The 21,893-nt window shown below is 59.8% G+C and carries 24 protein-coding genes; 7 read left to right on the forward strand and 17 right to left on the reverse strand.

Annotated features, from left to right (window positions below; translation table 11 throughout):
* The first annotated feature begins 412 nt into the window (after positions 1 to 412).
* Genes arnB through arnF form a run of 7 tightly spaced genes read left to right on the forward strand, consistent with a single transcriptional unit; the run spans position 413 to position 7,788 of the window.
* Positions 413 to 1,561 (forward strand): UDP-4-amino-4-deoxy-L-arabinose aminotransferase, encoded by a 1,149-nt coding sequence (arnB, locus tag F153LOC_RS15685; RefSeq protein ID WP_102105286.1) that lies wholly within the window; start codon positions 413 to 415, stop codon positions 1,559 to 1,561.
* Positions 1,554 to 2,537 carry an undecaprenyl-phosphate 4-deoxy-4-formamido-L-arabinose transferase gene (gene arnC, locus F153LOC_RS15690; RefSeq protein WP_102105287.1) on the forward strand — a complete coding sequence of 328 codons (984 nt, stop codon included), beginning with the start codon at positions 1,554 to 1,556 and terminating at the stop codon, positions 2,535 to 2,537. The genes arnB and arnC overlap by 8 nt, the downstream gene beginning before the upstream one ends.
* Positions 2,534 to 4,516, forward strand: coding sequence for a bifunctional UDP-4-amino-4-deoxy-L-arabinose formyltransferase/UDP-glucuronic acid oxidase ArnA (gene arnA, locus F153LOC_RS15695; RefSeq protein ID WP_102105288.1), 1,983 nt, complete (start codon positions 2,534 to 2,536; stop codon positions 4,514 to 4,516). Before arnC ends, arnA begins: the two co-directional genes overlap by 4 nt.
* Positions 4,513 to 5,415, forward strand: coding sequence for a 4-deoxy-4-formamido-L-arabinose-phosphoundecaprenol deformylase (gene arnD, locus F153LOC_RS15700; RefSeq protein ID WP_102105289.1), 903 nt, complete (start codon positions 4,513 to 4,515; stop codon positions 5,413 to 5,415). Before arnA ends, arnD begins: the two co-directional genes overlap by 4 nt.
* Positions 5,412 to 7,067 (forward strand): lipid IV(A) 4-amino-4-deoxy-L-arabinosyltransferase, encoded by a 1,656-nt coding sequence (gene arnT, locus F153LOC_RS15705; RefSeq protein ID WP_102105290.1) that lies wholly within the window; start codon positions 5,412 to 5,414, stop codon positions 7,065 to 7,067. Before arnD ends, arnT begins: the two co-directional genes overlap by 4 nt.
* Entirely contained in the window at positions 7,064 to 7,402 is a 339-nt protein-coding gene (arnE, locus tag F153LOC_RS15710) for a 4-amino-4-deoxy-L-arabinose-phosphoundecaprenol flippase subunit ArnE (RefSeq protein ID WP_100778522.1), read from the forward strand. Before arnT ends, arnE begins: the two co-directional genes overlap by 4 nt.
* The gene (gene arnF, locus F153LOC_RS15715) at positions 7,399 to 7,788 is read left to right on the forward strand and encodes a 4-amino-4-deoxy-L-arabinose-phosphoundecaprenol flippase subunit ArnF (RefSeq protein ID WP_102105291.1); all 390 of its coding nucleotides are present in this window, start codon (positions 7,399 to 7,401) and stop codon (positions 7,786 to 7,788) included. Before arnE ends, arnF begins: the two co-directional genes overlap by 4 nt.
* Here the strand turns inward: arnF and acpT are convergent.
* The 17 genes from acpT to F153LOC_RS15800 are packed head-to-tail and all read right to left on the reverse strand — an operon-like array spanning position 7,754 to position 21,857.
* The gene (gene acpT, locus F153LOC_RS15720; protein WP_100778524.1) at positions 7,754 to 8,353 is read right to left on the reverse strand and encodes a 4'-phosphopantetheinyl transferase AcpT; all 600 of its coding nucleotides are present in this window, start codon (positions 8,351 to 8,353) and stop codon (positions 7,754 to 7,756) included. The genes arnF and acpT overlap by 35 nt on opposite strands.
* A gap of 2 nt (positions 8,354 to 8,355) precedes the next feature.
* Positions 8,356 to 9,585 (reverse strand): beta-ketoacyl-ACP synthase, encoded by a 1,230-nt coding sequence (locus tag F153LOC_RS15725; protein ID WP_102105292.1) that lies wholly within the window; start codon positions 9,583 to 9,585, stop codon positions 8,356 to 8,358.
* Positions 9,582 to 10,313, reverse strand: coding sequence for a 3-ketoacyl-ACP reductase FabG2 (locus F153LOC_RS15730; protein WP_102105293.1), 732 nt, complete (start codon positions 10,311 to 10,313; stop codon positions 9,582 to 9,584). The genes F153LOC_RS15725 and F153LOC_RS15730 overlap by 4 nt, the downstream gene beginning before the upstream one ends.
* Positions 10,310 to 10,783 (reverse strand): 3-hydroxy-fatty acyl-ACP dehydratase, encoded by a 474-nt coding sequence (locus F153LOC_RS15735; protein WP_102105294.1) that lies wholly within the window; start codon positions 10,781 to 10,783, stop codon positions 10,310 to 10,312. The genes F153LOC_RS15730 and F153LOC_RS15735 overlap by 4 nt, the downstream gene beginning before the upstream one ends.
* Positions 10,780 to 11,949 (reverse strand): beta-ketoacyl-[acyl-carrier-protein] synthase family protein, encoded by a 1,170-nt coding sequence (locus tag F153LOC_RS15740; protein WP_102105295.1) that lies wholly within the window; start codon positions 11,947 to 11,949, stop codon positions 10,780 to 10,782. Before F153LOC_RS15740 ends, F153LOC_RS15735 begins: the two co-directional genes overlap by 4 nt.
* A 1-nt stretch (position 11,950) precedes the next feature.
* Positions 11,951 to 12,532 (reverse strand): DUF3261 domain-containing protein, encoded by a 582-nt coding sequence (locus F153LOC_RS15745; RefSeq protein ID WP_146003475.1) that lies wholly within the window; start codon positions 12,530 to 12,532, stop codon positions 11,951 to 11,953.
* Complete coding sequence (locus F153LOC_RS15750; RefSeq protein ID WP_102105297.1) at positions 12,532 to 14,853, reverse strand: MMPL family transporter; 2,322 nt, start codon at positions 14,851 to 14,853, stop codon at positions 12,532 to 12,534. The genes F153LOC_RS15745 and F153LOC_RS15750 overlap by 1 nt, the downstream gene beginning before the upstream one ends.
* On the reverse strand, positions 14,822 to 15,427 hold the full coding sequence (locus F153LOC_RS15755) for an outer membrane lipoprotein carrier protein LolA (protein WP_102105298.1): 606 nt from the start codon (positions 15,425 to 15,427) through the stop codon (positions 14,822 to 14,824). The genes F153LOC_RS15750 and F153LOC_RS15755 overlap by 32 nt, the downstream gene beginning before the upstream one ends.
* A complete protein-coding gene (locus F153LOC_RS15760) occupies positions 15,424 to 15,846 on the reverse strand; it encodes a thioesterase family protein (RefSeq protein WP_102105299.1) in 423 nt (140 codons plus the stop codon). Before F153LOC_RS15760 ends, F153LOC_RS15755 begins: the two co-directional genes overlap by 4 nt.
* 3 nt (positions 15,847 to 15,849) lie before the next feature.
* A complete protein-coding gene (locus F153LOC_RS15765; protein WP_102105300.1) occupies positions 15,850 to 17,541 on the reverse strand; it encodes a glycosyltransferase in 1,692 nt (563 codons plus the stop codon).
* Positions 17,532 to 17,885, reverse strand: coding sequence for a hydroxymyristoyl-ACP dehydratase (locus tag F153LOC_RS15770; protein ID WP_100778534.1), 354 nt, complete (start codon positions 17,883 to 17,885; stop codon positions 17,532 to 17,534). The genes F153LOC_RS15765 and F153LOC_RS15770 overlap by 10 nt, the downstream gene beginning before the upstream one ends.
* Positions 17,872 to 19,233 carry an acyl-CoA synthetase gene (locus F153LOC_RS15775; protein ID WP_102105301.1) on the reverse strand — a complete coding sequence of 454 codons (1,362 nt, stop codon included), beginning with the start codon at positions 19,231 to 19,233 and terminating at the stop codon, positions 17,872 to 17,874. Before F153LOC_RS15775 ends, F153LOC_RS15770 begins: the two co-directional genes overlap by 14 nt.
* Entirely contained in the window at positions 19,226 to 19,813 is a 588-nt protein-coding gene (locus F153LOC_RS15780) for a hypothetical protein (RefSeq protein WP_102105302.1), read from the reverse strand. Before F153LOC_RS15780 ends, F153LOC_RS15775 begins: the two co-directional genes overlap by 8 nt.
* 6 nt (positions 19,814 to 19,819) lie before the next feature.
* Positions 19,820 to 20,071, reverse strand: coding sequence for an acyl carrier protein (locus F153LOC_RS15785; RefSeq protein WP_100780796.1), 252 nt, complete (start codon positions 20,069 to 20,071; stop codon positions 19,820 to 19,822).
* A 13-nt stretch (positions 20,072 to 20,084) separates the two neighbouring features.
* On the reverse strand, positions 20,085 to 20,342 hold the full coding sequence (locus tag F153LOC_RS15790; RefSeq protein ID WP_100778537.1) for a phosphopantetheine-binding protein: 258 nt from the start codon (positions 20,340 to 20,342) through the stop codon (positions 20,085 to 20,087).
* Positions 20,323 to 21,138, reverse strand: a complete 816-nt coding sequence (locus F153LOC_RS15795; protein ID WP_102105303.1) for a 1-acyl-sn-glycerol-3-phosphate acyltransferase — start codon at positions 21,136 to 21,138, stop codon at positions 20,323 to 20,325. Before F153LOC_RS15795 ends, F153LOC_RS15790 begins: the two co-directional genes overlap by 20 nt.
* Entirely contained in the window at positions 21,135 to 21,857 is a 723-nt protein-coding gene (locus F153LOC_RS15800) for a beta-ketoacyl synthase chain length factor (protein WP_102105304.1), read from the reverse strand. Before F153LOC_RS15800 ends, F153LOC_RS15795 begins: the two co-directional genes overlap by 4 nt.
* Between the last annotated feature and the right edge of the window lie 36 nt (positions 21,858 to 21,893).

Genomic DNA, 21,893 nt, shown 5'->3' on the forward strand with positions numbered 1-21,893 from the left:
GCTGCAAAGAAAAGTTCCCTGGAATTTATCCTTTTAATTAAAGAAAACGCCCTTTTTTGGTTTGGTTAAGCATTCGTTTACTATTTATCTTCGTCGCGTACTGAAATATATCTTTAACATGGCGTGAGCAGGGTCACATAATTAATCCTCAATAGCCTGTCATGTAACGTTATGTTATTGAAGTTATTTTATGTGATCCCTTCGCTTGTAATCCTTTTTTTATTATTCCTCTCTTAATTTTTTCCTAATAAAAGAACGTTACTTTGGGGTTAGTTGAGGCTTTGTTGACATAAACGAAGATACGACTGGATTTTATTTCGACTTTATTTAAAAAACATCCCGCACTATTTCGGTGAGTTGCCTGTAAAGACAGTCAGTTGATGATGCCTTTAATACCGCAAGGAAATTAATAATGAGTGATTTTCTGCCTTTTTCACGCCCGTCGATGGGTGCGGAAGAAATAGCAGCCCTGCAGGATGTTCTGGCGTCGGGCTGGATCACCACCGGACCAAAAAACCAGGCGCTGGAAGAGGTATTTTGCACCCTGACAGGAAACCGTCATGCGATTGCCGTTAGCTCAGCCACGGGCGGAATGCACGTCACGCTGATGGCGCTGGGTATTGGTCCCGGCGATGAAGTGATCACCCCGTCCATGACCTGGGTGTCGACGCTGAATATGATCGTGCTGTTGGGCGCCACGCCCGTGATGATAGACGTCGATCGCGATAACCTGATGGTCACGCCAGATGCGATCGAAGCAGCCATCACGCCGCGCACCAAAGCCATTATCCCGGTGCATTATGCCGGCGCCCCGGCGGACATCGACGCAATCCATACCCTTGGCGAGCGCTACGGGATTCCGGTGATCGAAGATGCTGCCCACGCCGCCGGAACTTATTACAAAGGCCATCACGTCGGCTGGCAGGGGACGGCGATCTTCTCCTTCCACGCCATCAAAAATATGACCTGCGCAGAAGGCGGGTTAGTGGTGACGGATGACGAACAGCTGGCGCAGCGCATTCGCAGCCTCAAATTTCACGGTCTTGGCGTCGATGCGTTCGACCGTCAGACGCTTGGCCGCGCGCCGCAGGCGGAAGTGATCTCTCCGGGATTTAAATACAACCTCGCGGATATCAACGCCGCGCTGGCCCTGGTACAGCTCGGTAAACTGGGCAATGCCAACCACCGTCGCGCGGAGATCGCCAGCCGCTATTTGCTGGAACTTGCCGACACGCCGTTTATGCCCCTGAGCGTACCCGCCTGGCCGCATCTGCACGCCTGGCATCTGTTCATCATTCGCGTGGACGAAGCCCAATGTGGCATTACCCGCGACGCGCTGATGGAAACCCTGAAAGCTCAGGGCATCGGCACTGGCCTCCATTTTCGCGCCGCCCACACGCAAAAATACTACCGCGAGCGCTTCCCGGATGTGTCCTTACCGAACACTGAATGGAACAGCGCGCGTATCTGTTCACTCCCTCTTTTCCCGGATATGACTCATGACGACACAACCCGCGTCATTGCCGCGCTCCATCAGCTTGCAGGACATGGACATGTTTAGCACACCGCCTGTAAAAAAAGTCTCGGTGGTGATCCCGGTTTATAACGAGCAGGAGAGTCTGCCGGAGCTGATTCGCCGGACCACAGCCGCCTGCGATACCCTGGGCAAGGAGTATGAAATCCTGCTGGTCGATGACGGCAGCAGCGACGACTCCGCAATGATGCTCACCGACGCCGCGCAGGCTGACGGCAGCCCTGTCGTCGCGGTGCTACTGAACCGCAACTACGGGCAACATTCGGCGATCATGGCCGGTTTCAGCCATGTGACGGGCGATCTGATCATCACCCTCGACGCCGATCTGCAGAACCCGCCGGAGGAGATCCCGCGTCTGGTGGCGACCGCTGACGAAGGTTATGACGTGGTAGGGACTGTGCGCCAGAATCGCCAGGACAGCGTATTCCGCAAGCTGGCCTCACGCACCATCAACCGCCTGATCCAGCGCACCACGGGTAAAGCGATGGGCGATTACGGCTGCATGCTTCGCGCCTACCGTCGCCACATTGTCGATGCAATGCTGCACTGCCACGAGCGCAGCACGTTCATTCCGATTCTCGCTAATACCTTTGCGCGCAAAGCCACGGAGATCCCGGTGCTGCACGCCGAGCGCGAGCACGGGGAATCCAAATACAGCTTTATGCGCCTGATCAATCTGATGTACGACCTGATCACCTGCCTGACCACCACGCCGCTGCGTCTGCTCAGCGTCTTCGGCAGCATCATTGCGCTGATGGGCTTTGCGCTCTCCGTTCTGCTGGTTGTGCTGCGTCTGGCCTATGGGCCGCAGTGGGCCGCGGAAGGGGTCTTTATGCTCTTCGCCGTACTGTTCATGTTTATCGGCGCGCAGTTTGTCGGCATGGGGTTACTCGGTGAGTACATCGGCCGAATCTATAACGATGTCCGCGCACGTCCGCGCTACTTTATTCAACGTGTTGTTCGTCAGGAACACACCTCCTCTCAGGAAGGAAATCACCCATGAAAGCCGTTGTTTTTGCCTATCACGATATGGGATGTACGGGGACATTAGCCCTTCTGGAAGCGGGTTATGACATCGCCGCGATTTTCACTCACCCGGATACCGCAGGCGAGAACCACTTCTTTAGCTCTGTGGCACGTCTCGCCGCCGAACGCGAAATCCCGGTGTATGCTCCCGATGACGTAAACCATCCGCTGTGGGTGGACCGTATTCAGAAGCTCGCGCCTGATGTGATTTTCTCTTTCTACTACCGCAACCTGCTGTGCGATGAGATCCTCAGCGCCGCGACCGTCGGGGCATACAATCTGCACGGTTCCCTGCTGCCAAAATATCGCGGTCGTGCGCCGCTGAACTGGGTGCTGGTGAACGGCGAAACGGAAACGGGCGTGACGCTGCACCGCATGGTGAAGCGCGCGGATGCCGGGGCGATTGCCGCCCAGCAGCGCGTGAGCATCGAAGCGGATGACATGGCGCTGACCCTGCATCATAAACTCTGTAGAGCGGCACAGACGCTGTTGAATGATGCACTGCCTGCGTTGCGTCAGGGCATTCTCAAAGAGACCGAACAGAATCACAGTGAAGCCACCTGTTATGGCCGTCGTACCCCGGAAGACGGGCGTCTCGACTGGACCAGACCGGCAGCACAGCTGCACAATCTGGTGCGCGCGGTGACTGACCCGTGGCCGGGCGCCGTGGCTTATGTGGGGGCGAGTAAATTTATTGTATGGAAATCCCGCGTGCGCGCGGACATTCCGGCGGCCAGACCGGGGACGGTCATTTCGGCTTCCCCGCTGATTATCGCCTGCGGTGAACAGGCGCTGGAGATTGTCACCGGCCAGACGGAAAACGGCGTATATATGCCGGGCACGCAGCTGGCGCAGTCCTTAGGGCTGGTGAATGGCGCACTGGTGACCAGCGCGCCGTATGTTGCCGTGAAGCGTCGTACCCGCGTGCTGATCCTCGGCGTGAACGGTTTTATCGGTAACCATCTGACCGAACGTCTGCTGAAAGATGACAACTATGAAATCTATGGTCTCGATATTGGCTCGGATGCGATCAGCCGTTTCCTCGACTGCCCGCGCTTCCATTTCGTGGAAGGGGATATCAGCATTCACTCCGAGTGGATCGAATACCACATCAAGAAATGCGACGTGGTGCTGCCGCTGGTGGCCATCGCTACGCCAATCGAATATACCCGTAATCCGCTGCGTGTCTTTGAACTCGATTTTGAAGAGAACCTGAAGATCATCCGCGACTGCGTGAAGTACAACAAGCGCATCATCTTCCCGTCCACCTCGGAAGTGTACGGCATGTGCACCGATAGCGTGTTCGACGAAGATACCTCGAACCTGGTGGTGGGGCCGATCAACAAACAGCGCTGGATTTACTCCGTCTCAAAACAGCTGCTGGACCGTGTGATCTGGGCCTATGGCGAAAAAGAGAATCTGCGCTTCACCTTGTTCCGTCCGTTTAACTGGATGGGGCCGCGCCTCGATAACCTGAACGCGGCACGCATTGGCAGCTCTCGCGCCATCACCCAGCTGATCCTCAATCTGGTGGAAGGTTCGCCGATTAAGCTGATTGAAGGCGGCAAACAGAAACGTTGCTTCACCGATATCAGCGATGGCATCGAAGCGCTGTTCCGCATCATCGAGAACAAAGACGGACTCTGCGATGGGGAAATTATCAATATCGGCAACCCGGAGAACGAAGCGAGCATCCGCGAACTGGCCGAAATGCTGCTTGCAAGCTTCGAACGCCACCCGCTGCGCGACCGCTTCCCGCCGTTCGCCGGTTTCAGCGAAGTGGAAAGCAGCAGCTATTATGGCAAAGGGTATCAGGACGTTGAGCACCGCAAGCCGAGCATCCGCAATGCGAAACGCTGCCTGAACTGGACCCCGACGGTGGATATGGTTCAGACCATTGATGAAACCCTCGATTTCTTCCTGCGCACCGTGGAGCTGTCGGAACAGGCATCATGAAAAAAGTCGGTTTACGCATTGATGTCGATACCTTTCGTGGCACCCGCGACGGTGTGCCACGACTGCTGGAACTGCTGAGCGAGCACCAGGTGCGCGCCAGCTTTTTCTTCAGCGTCGGGCCTGACAACATGGGGCGTCATCTGTGGCGCCTGTTTAAACCGACCTTTCTGATGAAAATGCTGCGTTCACGCGCGGCCTCCCTCTACGGCTGGGATATTCTGCTGGCGGGCACCGCCTGGCCTGGCAAGCGCATTGGGGCGGGTAACGAAGAGGTGATCCGCGCCGCTGCCCTGAGCCATGAGGTGGGGTTACACGCCTGGGATCATCACGCCTGGCAGGCCTGGAGTGGCATGTGGAAAATTCCCCGTCTGACCCGCGAAGTGGAGCGTGGTCTGATGGAGCTGGAAGCGATCCTCGGCCAGCCGGTTCACTGCTCTGCGGTGGCGGGCTGGCGCGCAGATCAGCGTGTGGTGCGAGCCAAAGAGCCGTTTTCATTTCGCTATAACAGCGACTGCCGGGGCAGTGGGCCGTTTTTACCGCAGCTCGGCGAGACCCGGCTCGGCACCGTGCAAATCCCGGTGACGCTTCCGACCTGGGATGAAGTGGTCGGGCGGGAAGTCACGGCGGAGAATTTTAACCGTTTTATTCTCGACTGCATCCATCGCGATACCGGCACGCCGGTCTATACCATTCACGCCGAAGTGGAAGGGATTGCGTATCAGCAGGATTTCGCCGCGCTGCTGCAACTGGCCGCCCAGGAAGGGATTCAGTTTTGCCCGTTAAGCGAGATGTTACCCGACGATCTCAGCACCTTACCCGTCGGGAAAATCGTCCGTGATGAATTGGCTGGCCGCGAAGGCTGGCTTGGTTATCAACAAACCGTGAGCCCAGCGCCATGAAATCTGCGCGTTTTAGTGTCGCTCTTTTCGTTCTGTTTGCGCTTTACTATCTGCTGCCCGTCGATATTCGTCTGCTCTGGCAGCCGGATGAGACGCGCTATGCGGAGATCAGCCGTGAAATGCTGGCCACTGGAAACTGGGTGGTGCCGCATTTCCTTGGGCTGCGTTATTTTGAAAAACCGATTGCCGGGTACTGGATCAACAGTCTCGGTCAGATGCTGTTTGGCGACTCGAATTTTGCCGTGCGCGCCGGGGCGATCTTCTCTACGGGGCTGACCGCGCTTCTGGTTATCTGGCTGGCCTGGCGGATCTGGCGTGATAAACGCGTGGCGCTGACATCGGGCGTGATTTTCCTGACTCTGCTGCTGGTCTACGGCGTAGGCTCGTACGCGGTGCTGGACCCGATGATCACCCTTTGGCTGGTCGCCGCGATGTGCAGCTTCTGGATGGCGGCGCAGGCGAATACCCGCGCAGGCAAAATCGGCGGTTACCTGCTGCTGGGGCTGGCCTGCGGCATGGGGGTAATGACCAAAGGTTTTCTGGCGCTGGCGGTGCCGGTTGTCGCCGTGCTGCCGTGGGTCATCGTGCAGAAACGCTGGAAAGAGGTGCTGTTGTACGGTTGGCTGGCGGTTCTGAGCTGCGTAGCGATCGTCCTGCCGTGGGCGCTGGCGATTGCCCAACGCGAGCCGGATTTCTGGCGCTACTTCTTCTGGGTCGAGCATGTCCAGCGTTTCGCCAGCAGCGACGCCCAACATAAAGCGCCGTTCTGGTACTACCTGCCGTTCCTGATGGCCGGGAGTTTACCGTGGCTAGCGCTGTTGCCCGGCGCATTGCGCCTCGGCTGGCGTGATGTGAAAGAGGCGCGCGGTGGGTTCTACTTGTTAGGCTGGGTGGTGATGCCGCTGCTGTTTTTCAGTATCGCGAAAGGCAAACTGCCGACCTACATTCTGCCGTGCTTCGCGCCGCTGGCGATGCTGATGGCGCGCTATGCCTGGTCGCTTGTCGGAAACGGGGTCAAGGTCCTGCGCGTCAACGCGATCATCAACCTGGCGTTTGGCGTGCTGGGCGTCGTCGCGGCGCTGATCGTCTCGCCGTGGGGACCGACCAGACATCCGGTCTGGACTTCCGTCGAGCTGTACAAAGTCTTCTGCGCGGTAGTGGCGTTTCTGGTCTGGGCGCTGGTCGGTTTGTGGACGTTACGCCGGGCGCAGCAGCGCTGGTGGCTGGCGGCGCTCTGTCCGCTGGGGCTGGGACTGTTGCTCGGGTTTGTGGTGCCGAATCGGGTGGTGGACTCCAAGCAGCCGCAGTCGCTGGTGGAGACCGTGCGACAGCCGTTAACGGAGAGTCGCTTTGTGCTGGCGAACAACGTCGGCATTGCCTCCGGGCTGGCGTGGGACCTGAAACGCAGCGATATCATCATGTTTGGTCAGAGTGGCGAGCTGAAATACGGCCTGGATTATCCTGAGGTGCAAGGACGCTACGTGGGCAAAGATGATTTTCGTCGCTGGCTGGCGGAACATCGCGCGCAGGGGAAAATTTCGCTGGTGATTCTGCTGTCGAAAAACGATGACCTCGCGCGCGCCGATCTGCCGAAACCGGACAGTCTCTATATTCAGGGACGTCTGGCTTACCTGCAGTATCTCCCGCAATGACGGTCTGGATCTGGCTGGGACTGGCAAGCCTGCTGAGCTGCGCGGGCCAACTCTGCCAGAAACAGGCCACGCGCCCGGCAAAAGACGGCGGGCGAGGGAGGCATATCGTCTTCTGGCTCGGCCTGGCGCTGCTGGCACTGGGCGTCGGCATGGTGCTGTGGCTGATGGTGCTCCAGCGTTTGCCGGTAGGGATTGCCTACCCAATGCTGAGCCTGAATTTTGTCTGGGTGACGCTGGCAGCGAAAGCGTTCTGGCGCGAGAAGGTCGCGTTCCATCACTGGCTGGGCGTGGGGCTGATCATGGCCGGCATTGTGCTGCTGGGAGGTAGCCTGTGAAGGGGGCATTCTGGGCGCTGTGCAGCGTCGTGCTGGTGAGCGGGGCGCAACTCCTGCTGCGCTCGGCGATGATGGCTTTGCCGCCGGTCGCTGAGCCGATCGCATTGCTTAGGGCATTGCAGCACTTTGCCCCTGGCAGCGGCATGTTGCTGCTGGGCTTAAGCGGTTATGTCGCGTCGATGGGCTGTTGGTATCTGGCGCTGCACCGCATGGCGCTGAGCAAAGCCTATGCGCTGCTCAGCCTGAGCTACATTCTGGTGTGGATTGCCGCTATCGCGCTACCCGGCTGGAATGACACGTTCTCCTGGACCGGGCTGGCGGGCGTTGGGCTGATTATTGCAGGGGTGTTGGTTATTTTTCGGCCAGCGGTGCAAAAGGCGAAATAGATTCAGGTGTCAGCGTAAAAGGCGTTGGTGTACAGACCGCCAGACTCAGGGACCCAAACTGAAGCTGGCTCACGGAGTGCGGCTGCTTTGCCGCGCTGTCGATGCTGACGATCTGCCAGGCACTGCCGCCGCGTTGTTTAACGATCGCTTCTTTGCGCGTCCAGATGCGCCAGAATGCCTGCAGTTTTTCCTCGGGCGTTTCGCGCTCCAGCTCATGATGTTCGGCCACGCTGAAAACGGCGTTGGCCAGCGCCTGCCAGTTATCACGCGGGCGAATGACTTCGATATCGCACCCCACTTCGCCTTCATCGCTCAGCAGCAGGGCAATATCATCGCCGCTGTGGCTCAGGTTAAACCACAGGGGTCGATCGCCCACAAACGCCGGTTTTCCCTGTTCGCCAAAAACGATTTCCGGCAACGGGGCGGGCGATAACGCACGGGTGAGCAGCGTCCGGCCCGCTAACCAGCGGGCGCGTCGGGCACCTTCGGGCGCCCTGTCTGCCAGCGCTGATGCATAGGGATCAGCGTTAAGAGTGGAAATTTTTCCCAGTACAAACTGGTACATAGTCACGCCCAGCGTTTGATGATGATCGAAGTATTGATGCCGCCAAATGCGAAGTTATTGCTTTGCAGGTATTCACAATCAATCCGGCGGGCTTCCCCCATAATATAATCTAAAGCACCGCATTGCTCATCCGGTTGTCTTAAATTGAGGGTCGGGGCGAACCAGCCTTCGCGCATCATTTGCAGGCTCATCCACGCCTCCAGCGCGCCGCAGGCTCCAAGCGTATGACCGAAATAGCTCTTTAAGGACGAAATCGGCACGTTATCGCCATAGATCGCCGCCGTCGCCAGGCTTTCAGCCATATCACCGCGATCCGTCGCCGTACCGTGGGCGGAGATGTACCCCATATCCATCGCGCTCAGTCCCGCCATTTTCAGCGACTTTTCCATGCAAATTTGCATGGTTTCACGCTGCGGCTGGGTGATGTGGGCGGCGTCGCAGTTGGTGGCGAAGCCGACGATCTCCCCGTAGATGGTCGCGCCGCGCGCTTTGGCGTGCTCCAGCTCTTCCAGAATCAGCGTGCCTGCGCCTTCGCCAATCACCAGACCGTCGCGCTGTTTATCGAAGGGTGACGGGGTGGTTTTCGGCGCATCGTTGCGCTGGCTGGTGGCAAACAGGGTATCAAACACCGCCGCTTCTGACGGGCAAAGCTCTTCCGCGCCCCCCGCGACCATCACCGTCTGATAACCGTGGCGAATGGCTTCCCACGCATAGCCAATCGCCTGGCTGCCGGAAGTGCAGGCGCTGGAGGTCGGAATCACGCGCCCGCGCAGGCCGAAGAACAGACCGGTGTTGACCGCCGTGGTGTGCGGCATCATCTGCACATAGGTGGTACCAGTGATGTTGTTGGTATGCTTTTCCGTCAGCATGGTGGCGAATTCGCTTACCGGACCGGTACTGCCGGTGGACGAGCCGTAGGCGATCCCGGTTTCACCGTTAGTCAGTACCGCTTCGCCAATCAGCCCGGCCTGCTCCAGCGCTTTTTCGGTGGCGCGCGTCGACAACAGCGACACACGCCCCATCGCGCGGATGCGTTTGCGGGTGTAATGCTCCGGCAGGATGAAATCATCAATCGGTGCGCCAAGCAGAGTGTGCAGCCCGTCATAAACCTGCCATTCGGGCATTTTGCGCACCGCATTTTCACCGGCAAGAAGTCCCGCCGAAACCGACTGCCAGTCCTCTCCAAAGGCGGTGACGCCGCCCATGCCTGTAATGACCACGCGACGTGTCATAGCATTCCTCCGTTAATGGAAATGACCTGGCGGGTCACATAGCCCGCAATGTCTGACATCAGGTAACTGGCCAGGCCAGCCACTTCGTCAGCCTGTCCCATACGTTTCATTGGGATAATGGACATCGCCTCTTTCAGAGCGGTCTCTTCCATTTCGATCATTCCGGTGTCAATCAACCCTGGTGCAATACAGTTGACGGTGATTTTGCGCTTCGCCAGCTCAATCGCCAGCGCTTTGGTGGCGCCAATGATTCCGGCTTTTGCCGCGCTGTAGTTCACCTGTCCACGGTTGCCCATCACGCCTGATACGGAGGAGAGCGTGATAATCCGCCCGCCTTTGCGCAGGCCAATCATCGGCATGATGCACGGGTGAATGACGTTATAAAAACTGTCGAGATTGGTGTGGATCACGCTGTCCCAGTCATCCTCGCTGAGGGCCGGGAACGCGCCGTCGCGGGTAATACCGGCGTTGCTGACCACGCCATACCATGCGCCGTGGGTCTCGATCTCCTGCTCCAGCACCTCGCGGCACTGCTCGCGATTGCCGACGTCAAAAGAGAGCAAACGGCCCTGGCCGCCTGCCTGCTGGATAGACTCCAGCGTCTGCTGCGCGCCCTCGGCGTCGCGGTGATAATGCACGCCCACGATAAACCCGTCAGCGGCGAGTTGTCGGGCGATAGCGCGTCCGATGCCTTTGCTGGCTCCGGTGACCAGAACGGAACGATTCATGTGGATGATTCCTGATTAAAAAGCGAAGTTAACTCTTCCGCGCTCGGCTGGAAGGTATTGACACGGCCTGTTGCCAGCGTGGTGCCGTCTGCGGCAATGGTGCATTCGAAGCTGCCAAAACGTTCGTCCTGCATCAGCAGCTTCACACTGATTGTCAGCGCGGAACCCGCCGGGAAGCGCCCCTCGGCGCACACCAGTTCACGCGCGCCCAGCACCATACCCAGCGCGATACTGCTTTGCCCCTGCTGGTGGCGATGCCAGCCGGACCAGACGCCGACGGTCTGCGCCATCAGCTCAAGGGCATACCAGCCGGGCAGATCGCCATCGGCAGTGAGAAAGGGCGCCAGCACGCTCTGAGGGCTGACACGCACGCCACACGCGGCGCTCTCTTCCGTGACGTTTTCCACCGTTTCCAGCAGCAGCATCGGTGCATCGTGGGGTAAATAGTCCACGGGCGATAAATAACTCATGACACTCTCCCCAGCAAAATGCTGGCGTTGTTGCCGCCAAACGCGAACGAATTAGACAAAATCACCGGTTTTTCCAGCGCGACGGGCTGATGCAGCACACCGCAGGGCGGCAGGGTCGGATCGGGTGCGTAGCGGGTAAAATCCTGTGCCGGCAGCGGCAGATCGCGGGTCAGGAGCAGCCAGCTGAGTGCGGCTTCCGTAATGCCCGCCGCGCCCAGCGTGTGGCCGGTCAAATGTTTGGTTGAACTGCACGGAACCGCCTCGCCGAAGAGGTCATGTACCACCTGCGACTCAATCTGGTCGTTCAGCGGCGTCGCCGTGCCGTGCAGGTTGATATAGCCAATCTCATCCGGCTTCAGGCCCGCTTCGTTAAGCGCCTGGGTGATGGCGCGAATCGCCCCTTCGCCCTGCGGATGTGGTGCCGAGATGTGGTAGGCATCGCTTGATTCGCCCGTGCCCAGCAGCGCGACGGGCTGCGGTTCGCGGGTCAGAATCATCAGCGCCGCGCCTTCGCCGATGGTGATCCCGCGACGGTCGCGGCCAAACGGCTCGCACAACGTGGTGGAGAGGGATTCGAGGCTGTGGAATCCGTTGACCGGCATCCGGCTCAGCGTATCCGCACCACCAACGATGGCGATATCCGCCAGCCCGGCGTCAATCAGACGGCGGCCGCTAATAATTGCGCGCGCGCTTGAGGAACAGGCTGTGGAGAGCGTAAATGCCGGGCCTTCGAGCTTCAGCCAGTTGGCGAGAAAGCGCGACGGATCGCCCAGCTCCTGCTGCGGGTACTGCCAGCGCGTGCTCGCTTCGCCGTTCAGGGACAGACGCACGTGTTCATCGCCCTCATCCAGCCCCGAGGTGCTGGTGCCGAGTACCACGGCCACGCGGTTGTGGCCGAAACGGGCAATCGCCTCGTCAACGGCGGGCTGGATCTGCGCCAGCGCGGCCAGCAGCAGCTGATTATTGCGCGTGCGGTGAGCGGCGGCGTGGTCCGGAATCGGCGGCAGTTCGCCCTCGACGCCGCCGAGCACGATCTCCTCACCGCCCTGAAGCCAGCCTGCGCGGCTGTGCATGCCCGGTGCGACGCCACGCGCCAGGTTTTCGGCGATCTCGTTGGCCGAATTACCCAGCGCATTCACCATGCCCACGGCAGAAATATAGATCATCTTAGTCACCCAGATATTGAATGGTGATGTGGTAGTTAAAGACGTGCTGTTGGATGCTGATCGGCTCGCGTTTGCCTTTGCGCTGCAGATAGACAATCTCGGTCACCAGCGTGCCGCTGGCGTTGCGCAGCTCGCGGCGATCGCCCTTATCCGCAAGCGTCCAGCCCTTCGGCAGCTGCGGCAGCCAGGCGCCGATCGGCCAGTGGCTGAGCATCACATCGGCCAGTACCTGACTGGCGGGCGGCAGTTGCGGCACGATAATCGACTGCTCGGTGTGAATACCTGTCTTGTCATAGGTGGCGAGAAACAGGCGGATCCCCACCGACGACAGCCCGGCCAGCGTGATTTTATCCGCGTCGGCGTTGAGCATCACCAGCAGCGATTGCGTCTGGCCGTTGAAGCTGCCGGTCAGCAATTGCTGAGAATTGACCGCCGGAGAAATCCCCGGCGCAGGCAGCGTCACTTTGGTGCCCGGCTGCAGCCAGGCCTGCGGGCGCGTGCCGTCACTGTTTTGCGTGGAGTGGCTACAGCCTACCAGCAGCAGAGTCGCCATCAGGGCGAGCGCGCGACTAAACGGGATCATCATCGTTTTCTCTCTCTTTTAGCTGGCATCGCCAGCGGAGCCAGCAGGAAGGCGGTGAAAATACCGCTGACCAGCACAATGCCGAAGCTGCTGATCGCCTGCGTGGCGCTAAAGACCAACATGCCGAGGGTCAGTAACGTGGTCATCATTGCCAGCGTAATCGCCAGCATGGAAGTAAGCGGTGTACCGCGCGGATTGCTGAAGAAGAGGGTGTAGTTAATGCCAATCCCCAGCACCAGCACGAGGGCCAGCAGCGAAAACAGATTCACCGGATGGCCGGTTACCGCCAGCGCTGCCAGACCACAGCCGAGCGACAGCACCGATGGCACCAGGCTTATCAGCCCCTTGCGCCAGCCGAGACGCACCATCGCCCCGCAGGCGATCACCGCCAGCGCGACCAACAGCAGGCCCGTCAGCACGTTGCGATACAGGGAAAACAGGCTGTCGAAGCTTGCTTTGCGATCCACCCACGCCACACCCGGATGCGCTGCCGCCAGTTGACTCAGCGCCGCGCTGTTTTTCACGCCGTCGACCGGCACCAGCACGCCGCTGTGGCCGTTGGGCAGCGTCAGCCACAGCAGACGCCAGCCTTCACTCGCCGGGCTGGCGAGCCAGGCGTCTGTGGTCACGTCCATGGCGTTCAGATCGGGTGATACGCTCGTCAGCCCCGCGCCTTGTAAGACTTTCGTCACTGCTGGCGCGGCCTTGTGCAGCAAGACAAGATCGCTTTTCTGTCGCGTCAGCGAGTTCAGGGGAAGGGTGCGGAACGCTTTTATTTCACCGGCTTTTTGCACCTGTGACAGCGCAGGGGTGAAGGCTTCCAGCCGCTCCAACGTTTGCTGGGCGGAATCACCGTAGACCACAAACCATTTCTGATCGACGCTCTGCCCGGTGAGGGCGGTAATAGTTTTCTCCTGCGCCAGAATCGCTTTCGGCAGCGCCTGGAGCTGGGCGATATCGTCATCCACCCGCAGGCTGGCGATCCCGACCACGGAGACCACGGCCAGCACCAGCGGCAGCCCAACGGAGAGCGCCTTGTTGCGCCGCCAGGCGGCCAGCCAGCGCAGCATCAGCACCATCGCTGGCACCGGGCGAACAGGCAGCCCACGGCACAGCCACGGATGCCAGAAAATCACTGTCAGGCAGGAGGCGCTCAGCCCCACGGCGGCAAACACCGCCATCTGACGAATGCCAGGGAACGGGGCTAGCATCATGATGAAGTAAGCCGCCACGGTGGTCAGCAGGGCCAGCAGCAGAGCGTTACGCACTTTCGCCAGGCTTTGCCACGGCGAATCCTGCGCGCCGTGGACCATCCGTTCGGTCAGGTAATAGAGCGTGTAATCCGCGGAAATCCCGATGATGCTCATGCTCATCACCAGCGTCATTAGATGCAATTCGCCAAAGATTGTCAGCGTGGCGACGGTTCCGGCCAGCGCGCCGATGCCGATGGAAATCAGGCATAACAGCAGCGGGCGCAGGGAGCGGAACACCGCCACAATCAGCAAAATCACCCCCAGAAGGGTGGCGACGCCGAGAGTCGAAATATCCTGTTTTGCCTGCTGGCTGGCGTAGTCGCTGTAAAACACGGTGCCGCGCGATAACAGCTGAGCCTGCGGGAAAGTCGTTTTCAGTTCACTTTCCAGACCCTGCAGCGTTGTCACCAGACGGTGCGTTTGCTGCATATCGAACGACTCCCCCGCCAGCTCGCCGTGGAGCAGATACCAGTAGTTTCCGGCAGCGTCCTGGGTCACCAGCCAGCCGTCCATCAGCCGCAGTTTTTGGCTGTTTTGCGCCAGCGCCAGCTGCGAACCGCGCATCAGCATCAGCGGGTCGTTTTGCAGCTCTTTGCCGCTGACGCCGGAGAAGGCCGAGTACAGCTGAGATAAGATCCACTGGGCCTGCGCCTCACCGCCGTTTTGCAGGCGGGCGCGGGTGGCGCTGTCGAGCAGGCCGTTACGGTGCTGCCAGAAAAATTCGCCCCAGGCTTTTTGGCTGTTGGCATCCATCGGACCTTTGACCTGGCTGAGGGCGTCCGATTTTTGCAGCAGGGTTAACCACCGCTGAGCCACGCGCGGGTCCGGCGTTTTGCCGGGGCTGACCAGCCACACCAGCTGACGGTCCAGACGCTGAATAAATCCGTCGTTGAGCGCAGGCGGGATCGCCCCGAGCGTCTGCTTGGGCAGCATCGCCAGCACGCTGCTGTTGAGTCGCGCGCCGGGCAGGAGCGACAGCAGGACGCCCAGCAGAACCAGGCATACCACACCCCAGAGCAGCGCCGGGCGCCGGGTGTTACGGTGCGGCAAAGCGTTGGCGTTCGTCATGAGTCAGGCTGGCGGGCGTCAGTTGATGGCGGGAAAGGACGATATCCGTGCGGTCGCCCTGCTTGTCGTTGAGCTGGATCGACTCCAGATAGGTCGCGCCACCCAGATTCATAGTGGCGAAAATCTTGTCCAGCGGCGTGGTGATCGGCGTGAGCACCAGCGACCAGCGGCCCGCGCCGAGATCCTTAAATTCTATGCGGAAGTTCTCTTCCAGCACGTGGCGGTCGGCCTGGAACAGGGCGCGCAGCAGATGGTTAAACTGGAACATCTGCGGGTTGTTCTCGGCGGTGATCGTCTGCGGCGGCTGGCCGTTGATCGCCTGCACCATGCGTTTGTCGTCCAACAGCAGGGTCATCGGGAACGGGGCTTTCTGATCCCACAGCAGACCGTCGTCGCGGGCGATCAGCATTTCGCCCTGCGAGCGCAACGGCTGCGGCAGGTCTTTGATGGTGCGGGTCTGCTCGAAATGCGCGCGCACCACGGGTTGCTCGGTAAAGCGCTGCTGCAGTTCATCAAGCGTAACCGCGCTGACCAGCGGGCTGACCAGCAGCGCCAGCAATGGCAACCATTTCATGGCGTAACTCCCATTCGTTCAAACAAAATCGCCGGGCTGACGAAACACAACTCCTGGCTGCTCTCTTCCACGGCCACCTGGATGGTGTACCCAGTGGTGGTTCGCTTTCCGGTTTCGGCGTCGAAAATCTGGTAGGCGATACGCAAGCGGTTTTCAAACTCTTCGATCTGCGCCCGGACGCGGATGCGCTGTTCGAATTTCACCGCATCGCGGTACTTCACCCGCGTATCGACCACCGGCCAGACGTAGCCGGATTCCTTCATCTGCCGATAGCCATAATTAAACTGGTTGAGTAGCGCCTCGCGGGCGATCTCAAAGTAGCGGAAATAGTTACCGTGCCAGACCACGCCCATCATATCCACGTCGTGGAAAGGGACGGTCAGCTCGACGTCAGTCGTAAAACGGGGATCGGTCAGCACCCTTTACTCCTTCTCTTTGGCATCCGGCAGATGCCAGAAATCGAAAAAATTAAACCAGTCGAGCGGCGACATGAGCGCGTAATGCTCGAGGCGTTGTGCATAGCGATCAACGGTCTGCTGCAACGCCTGCTGGCGCTCGCCGCGCGGCAGTAGCAGCGGATCGGCAAAAGTTTCGCAGTGAATGTGCAGCTTCTCCTGCTGGCGCAGCGCGAAGATCAGTGCCACCGGGCAGCGCAGAATAGAGGCGAGAATAAATGGCCCCTGCGGGAACGGAGCCTGTTTTCCCATAAATACGCTCCAGATCACGCGCCACTCGCCGCCGCGCTGTGGATTGACGGCGATGCGATCGCCGACGATCGCCACCCATTCACCGCGATCGAGTTTCTCTTTCAGGGCGATGGCGGTGTCCGGCCCGATATCGGTGACGGGCATCAGGTTCAGCCCGGCCTGCGGGGCCATCTCCTGCATGATCTGTTTAAAGCGCTGGGCGTTATCGCTGAACACCAGCGCGTTGATGGTTTTGCTGCCGTCGAGTTGGGCCAGTGCGCGGCAGGCTTCGACATCGCCGAGATGCGAGGCCAGTAGCAGCTTGCCCTGTGGGGCCTCAACGTTCAGCGCTTCGCGCGCGCCGGGTGCAAAGACCACATCCCGGTTCATCTTCAGCTCGCCGCGCCAGCCCGCGACTTTATCCAGCATTGAATTGCCGAAGCGCATAAAGTGGAAAAAGCTGTTAAAGCGCGGCGGCAGCGGGCGGTTTTGTGCGTGAAGCACGTCAGCCACGCGCGCCAGCCACTGCTGTGACGCCTGTCGCGCCGGGCGGGCGATCAGCCAGTAGACGCCGATCACCGGCCACAGCAGCAGGCTGAAGGCGCGGCGTCCAAAAAGCTGCCAGACGCGCAGCATCAGGCGCATGCCCCACAGCCCTTTCACTTCCTGCTGCTCGGCCCAGTGCTCGCGACGGCGACGCAGCAGAAGCGAAGGCATACGCGGCAGCATGCCGAAGAACAGGCGGGTGTGCATCAGGGAGATGCGGACGTTGTCTTTCAGGGCATCGAAATGGGACAGGCCATCGTGGGGATAGGTCACCCGCGTCGGCACAAAATAGCTGGTGTTGCCCTGCCAGTAGAGGCGGACCATCACTTCCGTATCAAAATCCATCCGCTTGCCGAGGGTGGCGTGTTCTGCCAGTTTCAGCGTGGGAGCCACGGGATAGACGCGGAACCCGCACATGCTGTCTTTCAGCTGCAGCGACAGGGTTTCGATCCACACCCAGACGTGGGTGATCCAGCGGCCATAGAGGCGCGAGCGGGGGATCGAATCATCATAAATGGGCTGGCCGGAGATCAGCGCATCCGGATGGCGTTCAGCCAGCGCTAACAGTTGCGGAATATCTTCAATGGCGTGCTGTCCGTCGGCATCCACCTGCACCGCGTGGGTAAACCCTGCGCGGGAAGCCGCCTCCAGCCCACGAATAACCGCCGTACCTTTGCCGGCATTTTCCGGCAGCCGGATAAGTGTGACCTGCGGATAGGCACCCGCCAGGCGTTCCAGCTCCAGGCGTGTCTGATCGTCACTGCCGTCATCGACGATCAGGCACGGCAGCGCGCACGATTCCAGCCGCGACAGCACGCTCGCCATCATCGCGCCGTGGTTGTAGCAGGGGATCAGCACGCAGGGGCGGAACGTCAGCGACATAACCGGATCTTCCCGCTGCTGGCGGTGTGGCGCGCGTCGCCGTCGTGACGCTGATAGCTAAAGGTGAGGATCTGGCGTTCGGCATTCCAGTTGAGCGTCAGCGTGACGGTGGCATCCGGCAGCAGCGGCGCCTGGAACTTCACATTCTGAATGCTGTGAAAACGGTATTCCGGTGCCAGCAGCGTGGTGGCGTAGTGCATCACCCAGTCGAGCTGTGCGACGCCCGGCAGCAGTGGTTGCACGGCAAAATGGCCCTGGAACCAGAACAGCATCGGGTCGAGATGCAGGACAATCTCAAGATTCTGTGGCTGCGACTGGTGGCGCTCGATTTCATGGATTTTCATGAAATAACTCCTGTAACTGCGCATAGACACGCTTGTTCATGCTGTTGACGGGCATCTCATCGATGATCCGCCAGTAGCGCGGCACTGCGACCGGTTCAAGCCACGGCAGCAGGGCGCGGCGCCAGGCAAACTCCTGCGCTTTATTGCCCTGCTGATGCAGACGCTGACGCGCGTCGTCGTTGAGCACCAGCAGCACGCCGATACCCTGGCGACCCCCGCGTGTGACGGGCAGGGCGGCGACTTCGCGAATGCCGTCCAGCGTCAGCAGACGCTGCTCAATTTCATTGAGCGAAACGCGCTTCTCTTCGATTTTGACCACCCGGCCACGACGTCCGGCGATGCTGAACGTTCCGTTATCCTCAAAGTGCAGGATATCGTCGAGCGGTAGGCCTTCGGCCTCGTGGATCAGCGGCGAGGTGACATGGCAGGTCTCCCCTTCGTGACGGAAATGCACGCCGGGGAACGGAAGCCACGGAATCGACGCCTCCTGACGATGCCGCCAGGCCAGAATGCCGGTCTCAGTGCTGCCGTAAATTTCATCCGGCCAGACGTTCATCCAGCGATGCGTGGCGGTGACATCATCCCACGGCAGCATACCGCCCGCAGAGAGCAGCATCGCCACGGGAGGCGGCGCAAGCTGGGTGTCGAGACGCTTCAGAAACGCCGGACTGCTGATAAATACGTAGCGCCGGTCATGGGGCAGCGCCGCCAGCTGTTCGGCGTAGTAGAGCATTGCCGCGTGCAGCGGCAGCCCCTGCGACAGGGGTAAAAAGATGCGGAACGTCAGGCCGTACAAGTGCTGCGGCACCACGGAGGCGACAATACTGCAGCCCGTCAGCCTCTCGCCAAAACGGTCGGCCAGCAGACTGGCTTCGCGATCGAGGCGGGCGACAGGTTTTATGATGCGTCGTGGTGCGCCGGTCGAGCCAGAGGTGAACAGCTCGACAAAACTGTCTTCGCCAATCGGCGGCAGCGGCGTGAAGGCGTCTGCGCTGCGACGGGCTGAATTCACCACAATCAGGCGGCCCTGATAGCTCAGGGTTTGATCGCTCAGCACGCCGCTGAACAGTGCGCGCTGTTCTTCGAGCAGCGACACGCGGCTGTGGCCGGGAATCACCGGCGTTTTTCCCGCATGCAGAGTCGAGAGCAGGGCGACGATAAACAGGTAGCTGTTTTCAAAGCACAGCGCCCAGCGCTCGCCCTCCTGCTGACGGAGCATGTTGGTCAGGGAGGAGACGTCGTGACGTAGCTGCCCGAGTGTCCAGGTGTGATCGTCAAGCCAGGCGATCGGCGTATCATCCGGGCGCGGCGCGTTCAGCCACTGCCCCAGAGGAAGGGGTTTAGTCATGTGCTTCACTTTTTTTAATCACCCGTTGACGCACCAGCCACTCCGTCGCCATCAGCGTCCCCATCAGGATGTACGCGATCATGCCGTTCCACAGCGTCCAGAGCTGGATATCGCCGTGGATGACGGTAAACAACGCCACCGAACCGTTCACAATGAAAAACCCGCACCACACGCGGGTGACATTGCGGGTGTAGCGAACGCCTTCCGGCGGCAGTTGGGGATCGCGCAAACGCGCCAGCCGTTCGACCAGCGGCATTGCCGTCCACAGAGAACCGCCAAACACGGCCAGCATCACCAGATTCACCACCACGGGATAGAGCAGCAGCCACTGGTGCGCTTTCAGCAGATAGCTCGCCGTGCAGAGGGCAATGCCCGCCAGCGCCACGCTTTGCACCACAAAGCGCATCGGCCCGGCGTTATGCCGCGCCTGACGCAGGCGACAGACCAGCAGTAGTGCCATCAGCGGCAGCAGCCAGTGCAGGCTGTTGTGCGTCAGCCCAAAGCCAATCAGAAATGGCCAGGCGAGCAGCATCAGCCCCGTCAGCAGCGGGATGGCCGGAAAAGATCGTCCGCCACGCATGGCGTCTTACTCTTCGCGCAGAAGCTGTTCTACAGCGTCCACCACGTCCTGAACGGTACGCACCGATTTGAAGGTTTCAGGTTTGATTTTTTTGCCTGTTTTCTTCTGCAGGTGAACAATCATGTCGACGGCGTCGATGCTGTCCAGCTCCAGATCTTCGTACAGGCGCGCCTCGGGAGAGATCGCGTCCGGTTCGATTTCAAACAGTTTGGTCAGGAGTCCGCAGACTTCCTGATAAATGGCATTTTGTTCTGTCATAGCAAATTCGTTCTCAGGCGCGTTGGGCATGGATAAATGATGCCAGCGTGGCGACGGAATAGAAGTGCTGACGCATCTCTTCGCTTTCCGCAGAGAGCACAACCCCGTACTGGTTTTTCACTGCCAGGCCAAGCTCCAGCGCGTCGATGGAATCGAGGCCCAGGCCATCACCAAACAGCGCCGCATCCGTTTCGATATCGTCGGCGGTAAGTTCGTCCAGATTCAGCGTAGAGATAATAAGATTTTTAATTTCAAGATAAAGCGCTTGCATCATTAATTCCTGACAAAGATTGAAGGCCTGATGTTAAGCGATGCTGCAGATGCCGGTTCAGCTGGCGCGCTGCCAGAGCCGGTTCTTGTTCTGTTGCATCGTAAAAATCATGAATATTGACCCGTTCACGGACATCAACCGTGAAGAAGGGTTTGCGCGGCGGTACGTCGTACCAGCGGCTGTTTTTATCGAGCAGGTGCTCGCTGCAGTGGATCACCACCACCCGCAGATCGCTGCCGCAGCGCACGGCGATATTGGCCGCACCGCGTTGCAGCGTCATCGCTTCCCCGACGCGGGTGCGCGTGCCTTCGGGGAAAATCAGTAAGGTATCGCCCTGTGCCAGACGTCGCTGGCTGGCGGCGAGCAGGGTGTCTGCTTCGCTGTTAATCAGATAATCCGCTGCGCGAATCACGCCGCTGACGAAGGGGTTACGCAGCAGGGCGCTTTTCACCAGGCAGTCGGTTTCTGGCATGACCGAGGCGAGGATCACGTAATCAATCAGCGTCGGATGGTTGGCGATGACAAGGCAACCGCGCTCGCTGCGCAGGGCCTCGAGGTTATCAATGCGGTAATCCAGCACGCCCGTCAGGCGCATGACGTTCATGAAGAAACGAAAGCTGGCGGCGATACTGCGGCGTGCCAGCCGACGGCGTTTGACGCGATCGCGCTGAACAATCAGAAGGAGATTAAACCAGACCAGCGACAGCAGCAGCCCGCCCACGCCAAACAGCGCGAAGCAGAATCCGGTCATGATCAGACGCCATAGCCGATTAATTGTGCTGGCTAACGCGTTCATGCGCGGGACCACTGCCACAGCAGGCGCTCACCGGAAACCACAAACTGCGGCTCGCCAGTAAGATAACGTTGCAGGAACATCAGGCTTTGCGGCAACGGCGGCTCTTCGCCGAGGCTGCCAGAACGGGTTTCACAGCGCAGCGCATCACCGGCTTCGATCACTAACGCCATCGCATACGGCCAGGTGGGCATGTGCGCGGGTAAATGAGGGTGGTAAAACACCGGCAGTGAACCGTCGAAATCGACCAGCAGAACGCGGGCGTAACCCGCCTGCAGCATGCACAGCACTTCACATAAGCCCTGCTGGAAGGTATCCAGCCCGGCGGAAAGGGAAGAGGAGACAATCGGCTGGCGCGCGGCGATGGTGAGATTACCTACGGAAGAGTTGTGCACAGACATGGCGAAATCGGTGGGCGACACGGCCTGATCCGTCGCCAGGGCATGCAGAATGCGGTAGTTGCGCTCCAGCTCGCCGTGACGGCTGGTGTAGACCACGGCGTCGATGGCGTGCTTGCGCAGCATCGACAGGCCGCAATCGACGGCCAGCTTGCTGCCAGAGTTGAGGCGACGCGCGGTCATCATCGGCAAATCAGTGAGTTTTGCCTGTGGCGCAGTGGGATCAATGGCGAGCGAATCGCGTGACCACGCCTGCCATTGTTCGGCATCACTGAGACCCGGCGCTCTGGCCTGCCAGTCGATAATGTTAAGTGCAAATTTCATCTACGCGCGTCCGCGATCTATCGTCATTAAATAACG

The sequence above is a fragment of the Lelliottia sp. F153 genome (assembly GCF_002870005.1).
GTDB classification, from domain to species: Bacteria; Pseudomonadota; Gammaproteobacteria; order Enterobacterales; family Enterobacteriaceae; genus Enterobacter; species Enterobacter nimipressuralis.

Excerpts from the sequence above, each read along its gene's own strand:
- arnD (WP_102105289.1), top strand. The coding sequence starts at position 4,513 with ATGAAAAAAGTCGGTTTACGCATTGATGTCGATACCTTTCGTGGCACC.
- arnE (WP_100778522.1), top strand. The coding sequence starts at position 7,064 with ATGACGGTCTGGATCTGGCTGGGACTGGCAAGCCTGCTGAGCTGCGCG.
- arnB (WP_102105286.1), top strand. The coding sequence starts at position 413 with ATGAGTGATTTTCTGCCTTTTTCACGCCCGTCGATGGGTGCGGAAGAA.
- F153LOC_RS15780 (WP_102105302.1), bottom strand. The coding sequence starts at position 19,813 with ATGCGTGGCGGACGATCTTTTCCGGCCATCCCGCTGCTGACGGGGCTG.
- F153LOC_RS15745 (WP_146003475.1), bottom strand. The coding sequence starts at position 12,532 with ATGATCCCGTTTAGTCGCGCGCTCGCCCTGATGGCGACTCTGCTGCTG.
- arnT (WP_102105290.1), top strand. The coding sequence starts at position 5,412 with ATGAAATCTGCGCGTTTTAGTGTCGCTCTTTTCGTTCTGTTTGCGCTT.
- F153LOC_RS15755 (WP_102105298.1), bottom strand. The coding sequence starts at position 15,427 with ATGAAATGGTTGCCATTGCTGGCGCTGCTGGTCAGCCCGCTGGTCAGC.
- F153LOC_RS15795 (WP_102105303.1), bottom strand. The coding sequence starts at position 21,138 with ATGAACGCGTTAGCCAGCACAATTAATCGGCTATGGCGTCTGATCATG.
- F153LOC_RS15740 (WP_102105295.1), bottom strand. The coding sequence starts at position 11,949 with ATGATCTATATTTCTGCCGTGGGCATGGTGAATGCGCTGGGTAATTCG.
- F153LOC_RS15750 (WP_102105297.1), bottom strand. The coding sequence starts at position 14,853 with ATGACGAACGCCAACGCTTTGCCGCACCGTAACACCCGGCGCCCGGCG.
- F153LOC_RS15800 (WP_102105304.1), bottom strand. The coding sequence starts at position 21,857 with ATGAAATTTGCACTTAACATTATCGACTGGCAGGCCAGAGCGCCGGGT.
- arnC (WP_102105287.1), top strand. The coding sequence starts at position 1,554 with ATGTTTAGCACACCGCCTGTAAAAAAAGTCTCGGTGGTGATCCCGGTT.
- acpT (WP_100778524.1), bottom strand. The coding sequence starts at position 8,353 with ATGTACCAGTTTGTACTGGGAAAAATTTCCACTCTTAACGCTGATCCC.
- F153LOC_RS15765 (WP_102105300.1), bottom strand. The coding sequence starts at position 17,541 with ATGTCGCTGACGTTCCGCCCCTGCGTGCTGATCCCCTGCTACAACCAC.
- F153LOC_RS15725 (WP_102105292.1), bottom strand. The coding sequence starts at position 9,585 with ATGACACGTCGCGTGGTCATTACAGGCATGGGCGGCGTCACCGCCTTT.
- F153LOC_RS15790 (WP_100778537.1), bottom strand. The coding sequence starts at position 20,342 with ATGCAAGCGCTTTATCTTGAAATTAAAAATCTTATTATCTCTACGCTG.
- F153LOC_RS15730 (WP_102105293.1), bottom strand. The coding sequence starts at position 10,313 with ATGAATCGTTCCGTTCTGGTCACCGGAGCCAGCAAAGGCATCGGACGC.
- F153LOC_RS15770 (WP_100778534.1), bottom strand. The coding sequence starts at position 17,885 with ATGAAAATCCATGAAATCGAGCGCCACCAGTCGCAGCCACAGAATCTT.
- F153LOC_RS15775 (WP_102105301.1), bottom strand. The coding sequence starts at position 19,233 with ATGACTAAACCCCTTCCTCTGGGGCAGTGGCTGAACGCGCCGCGCCCG.
- F153LOC_RS15785 (WP_100780796.1), bottom strand. The coding sequence starts at position 20,071 with ATGACAGAACAAAATGCCATTTATCAGGAAGTCTGCGGACTCCTGACC.
- F153LOC_RS15735 (WP_102105294.1), bottom strand. The coding sequence starts at position 10,783 with ATGAGTTATTTATCGCCCGTGGACTATTTACCCCACGATGCACCGATG.
- arnA (WP_102105288.1), top strand. The coding sequence starts at position 2,534 with ATGAAAGCCGTTGTTTTTGCCTATCACGATATGGGATGTACGGGGACA.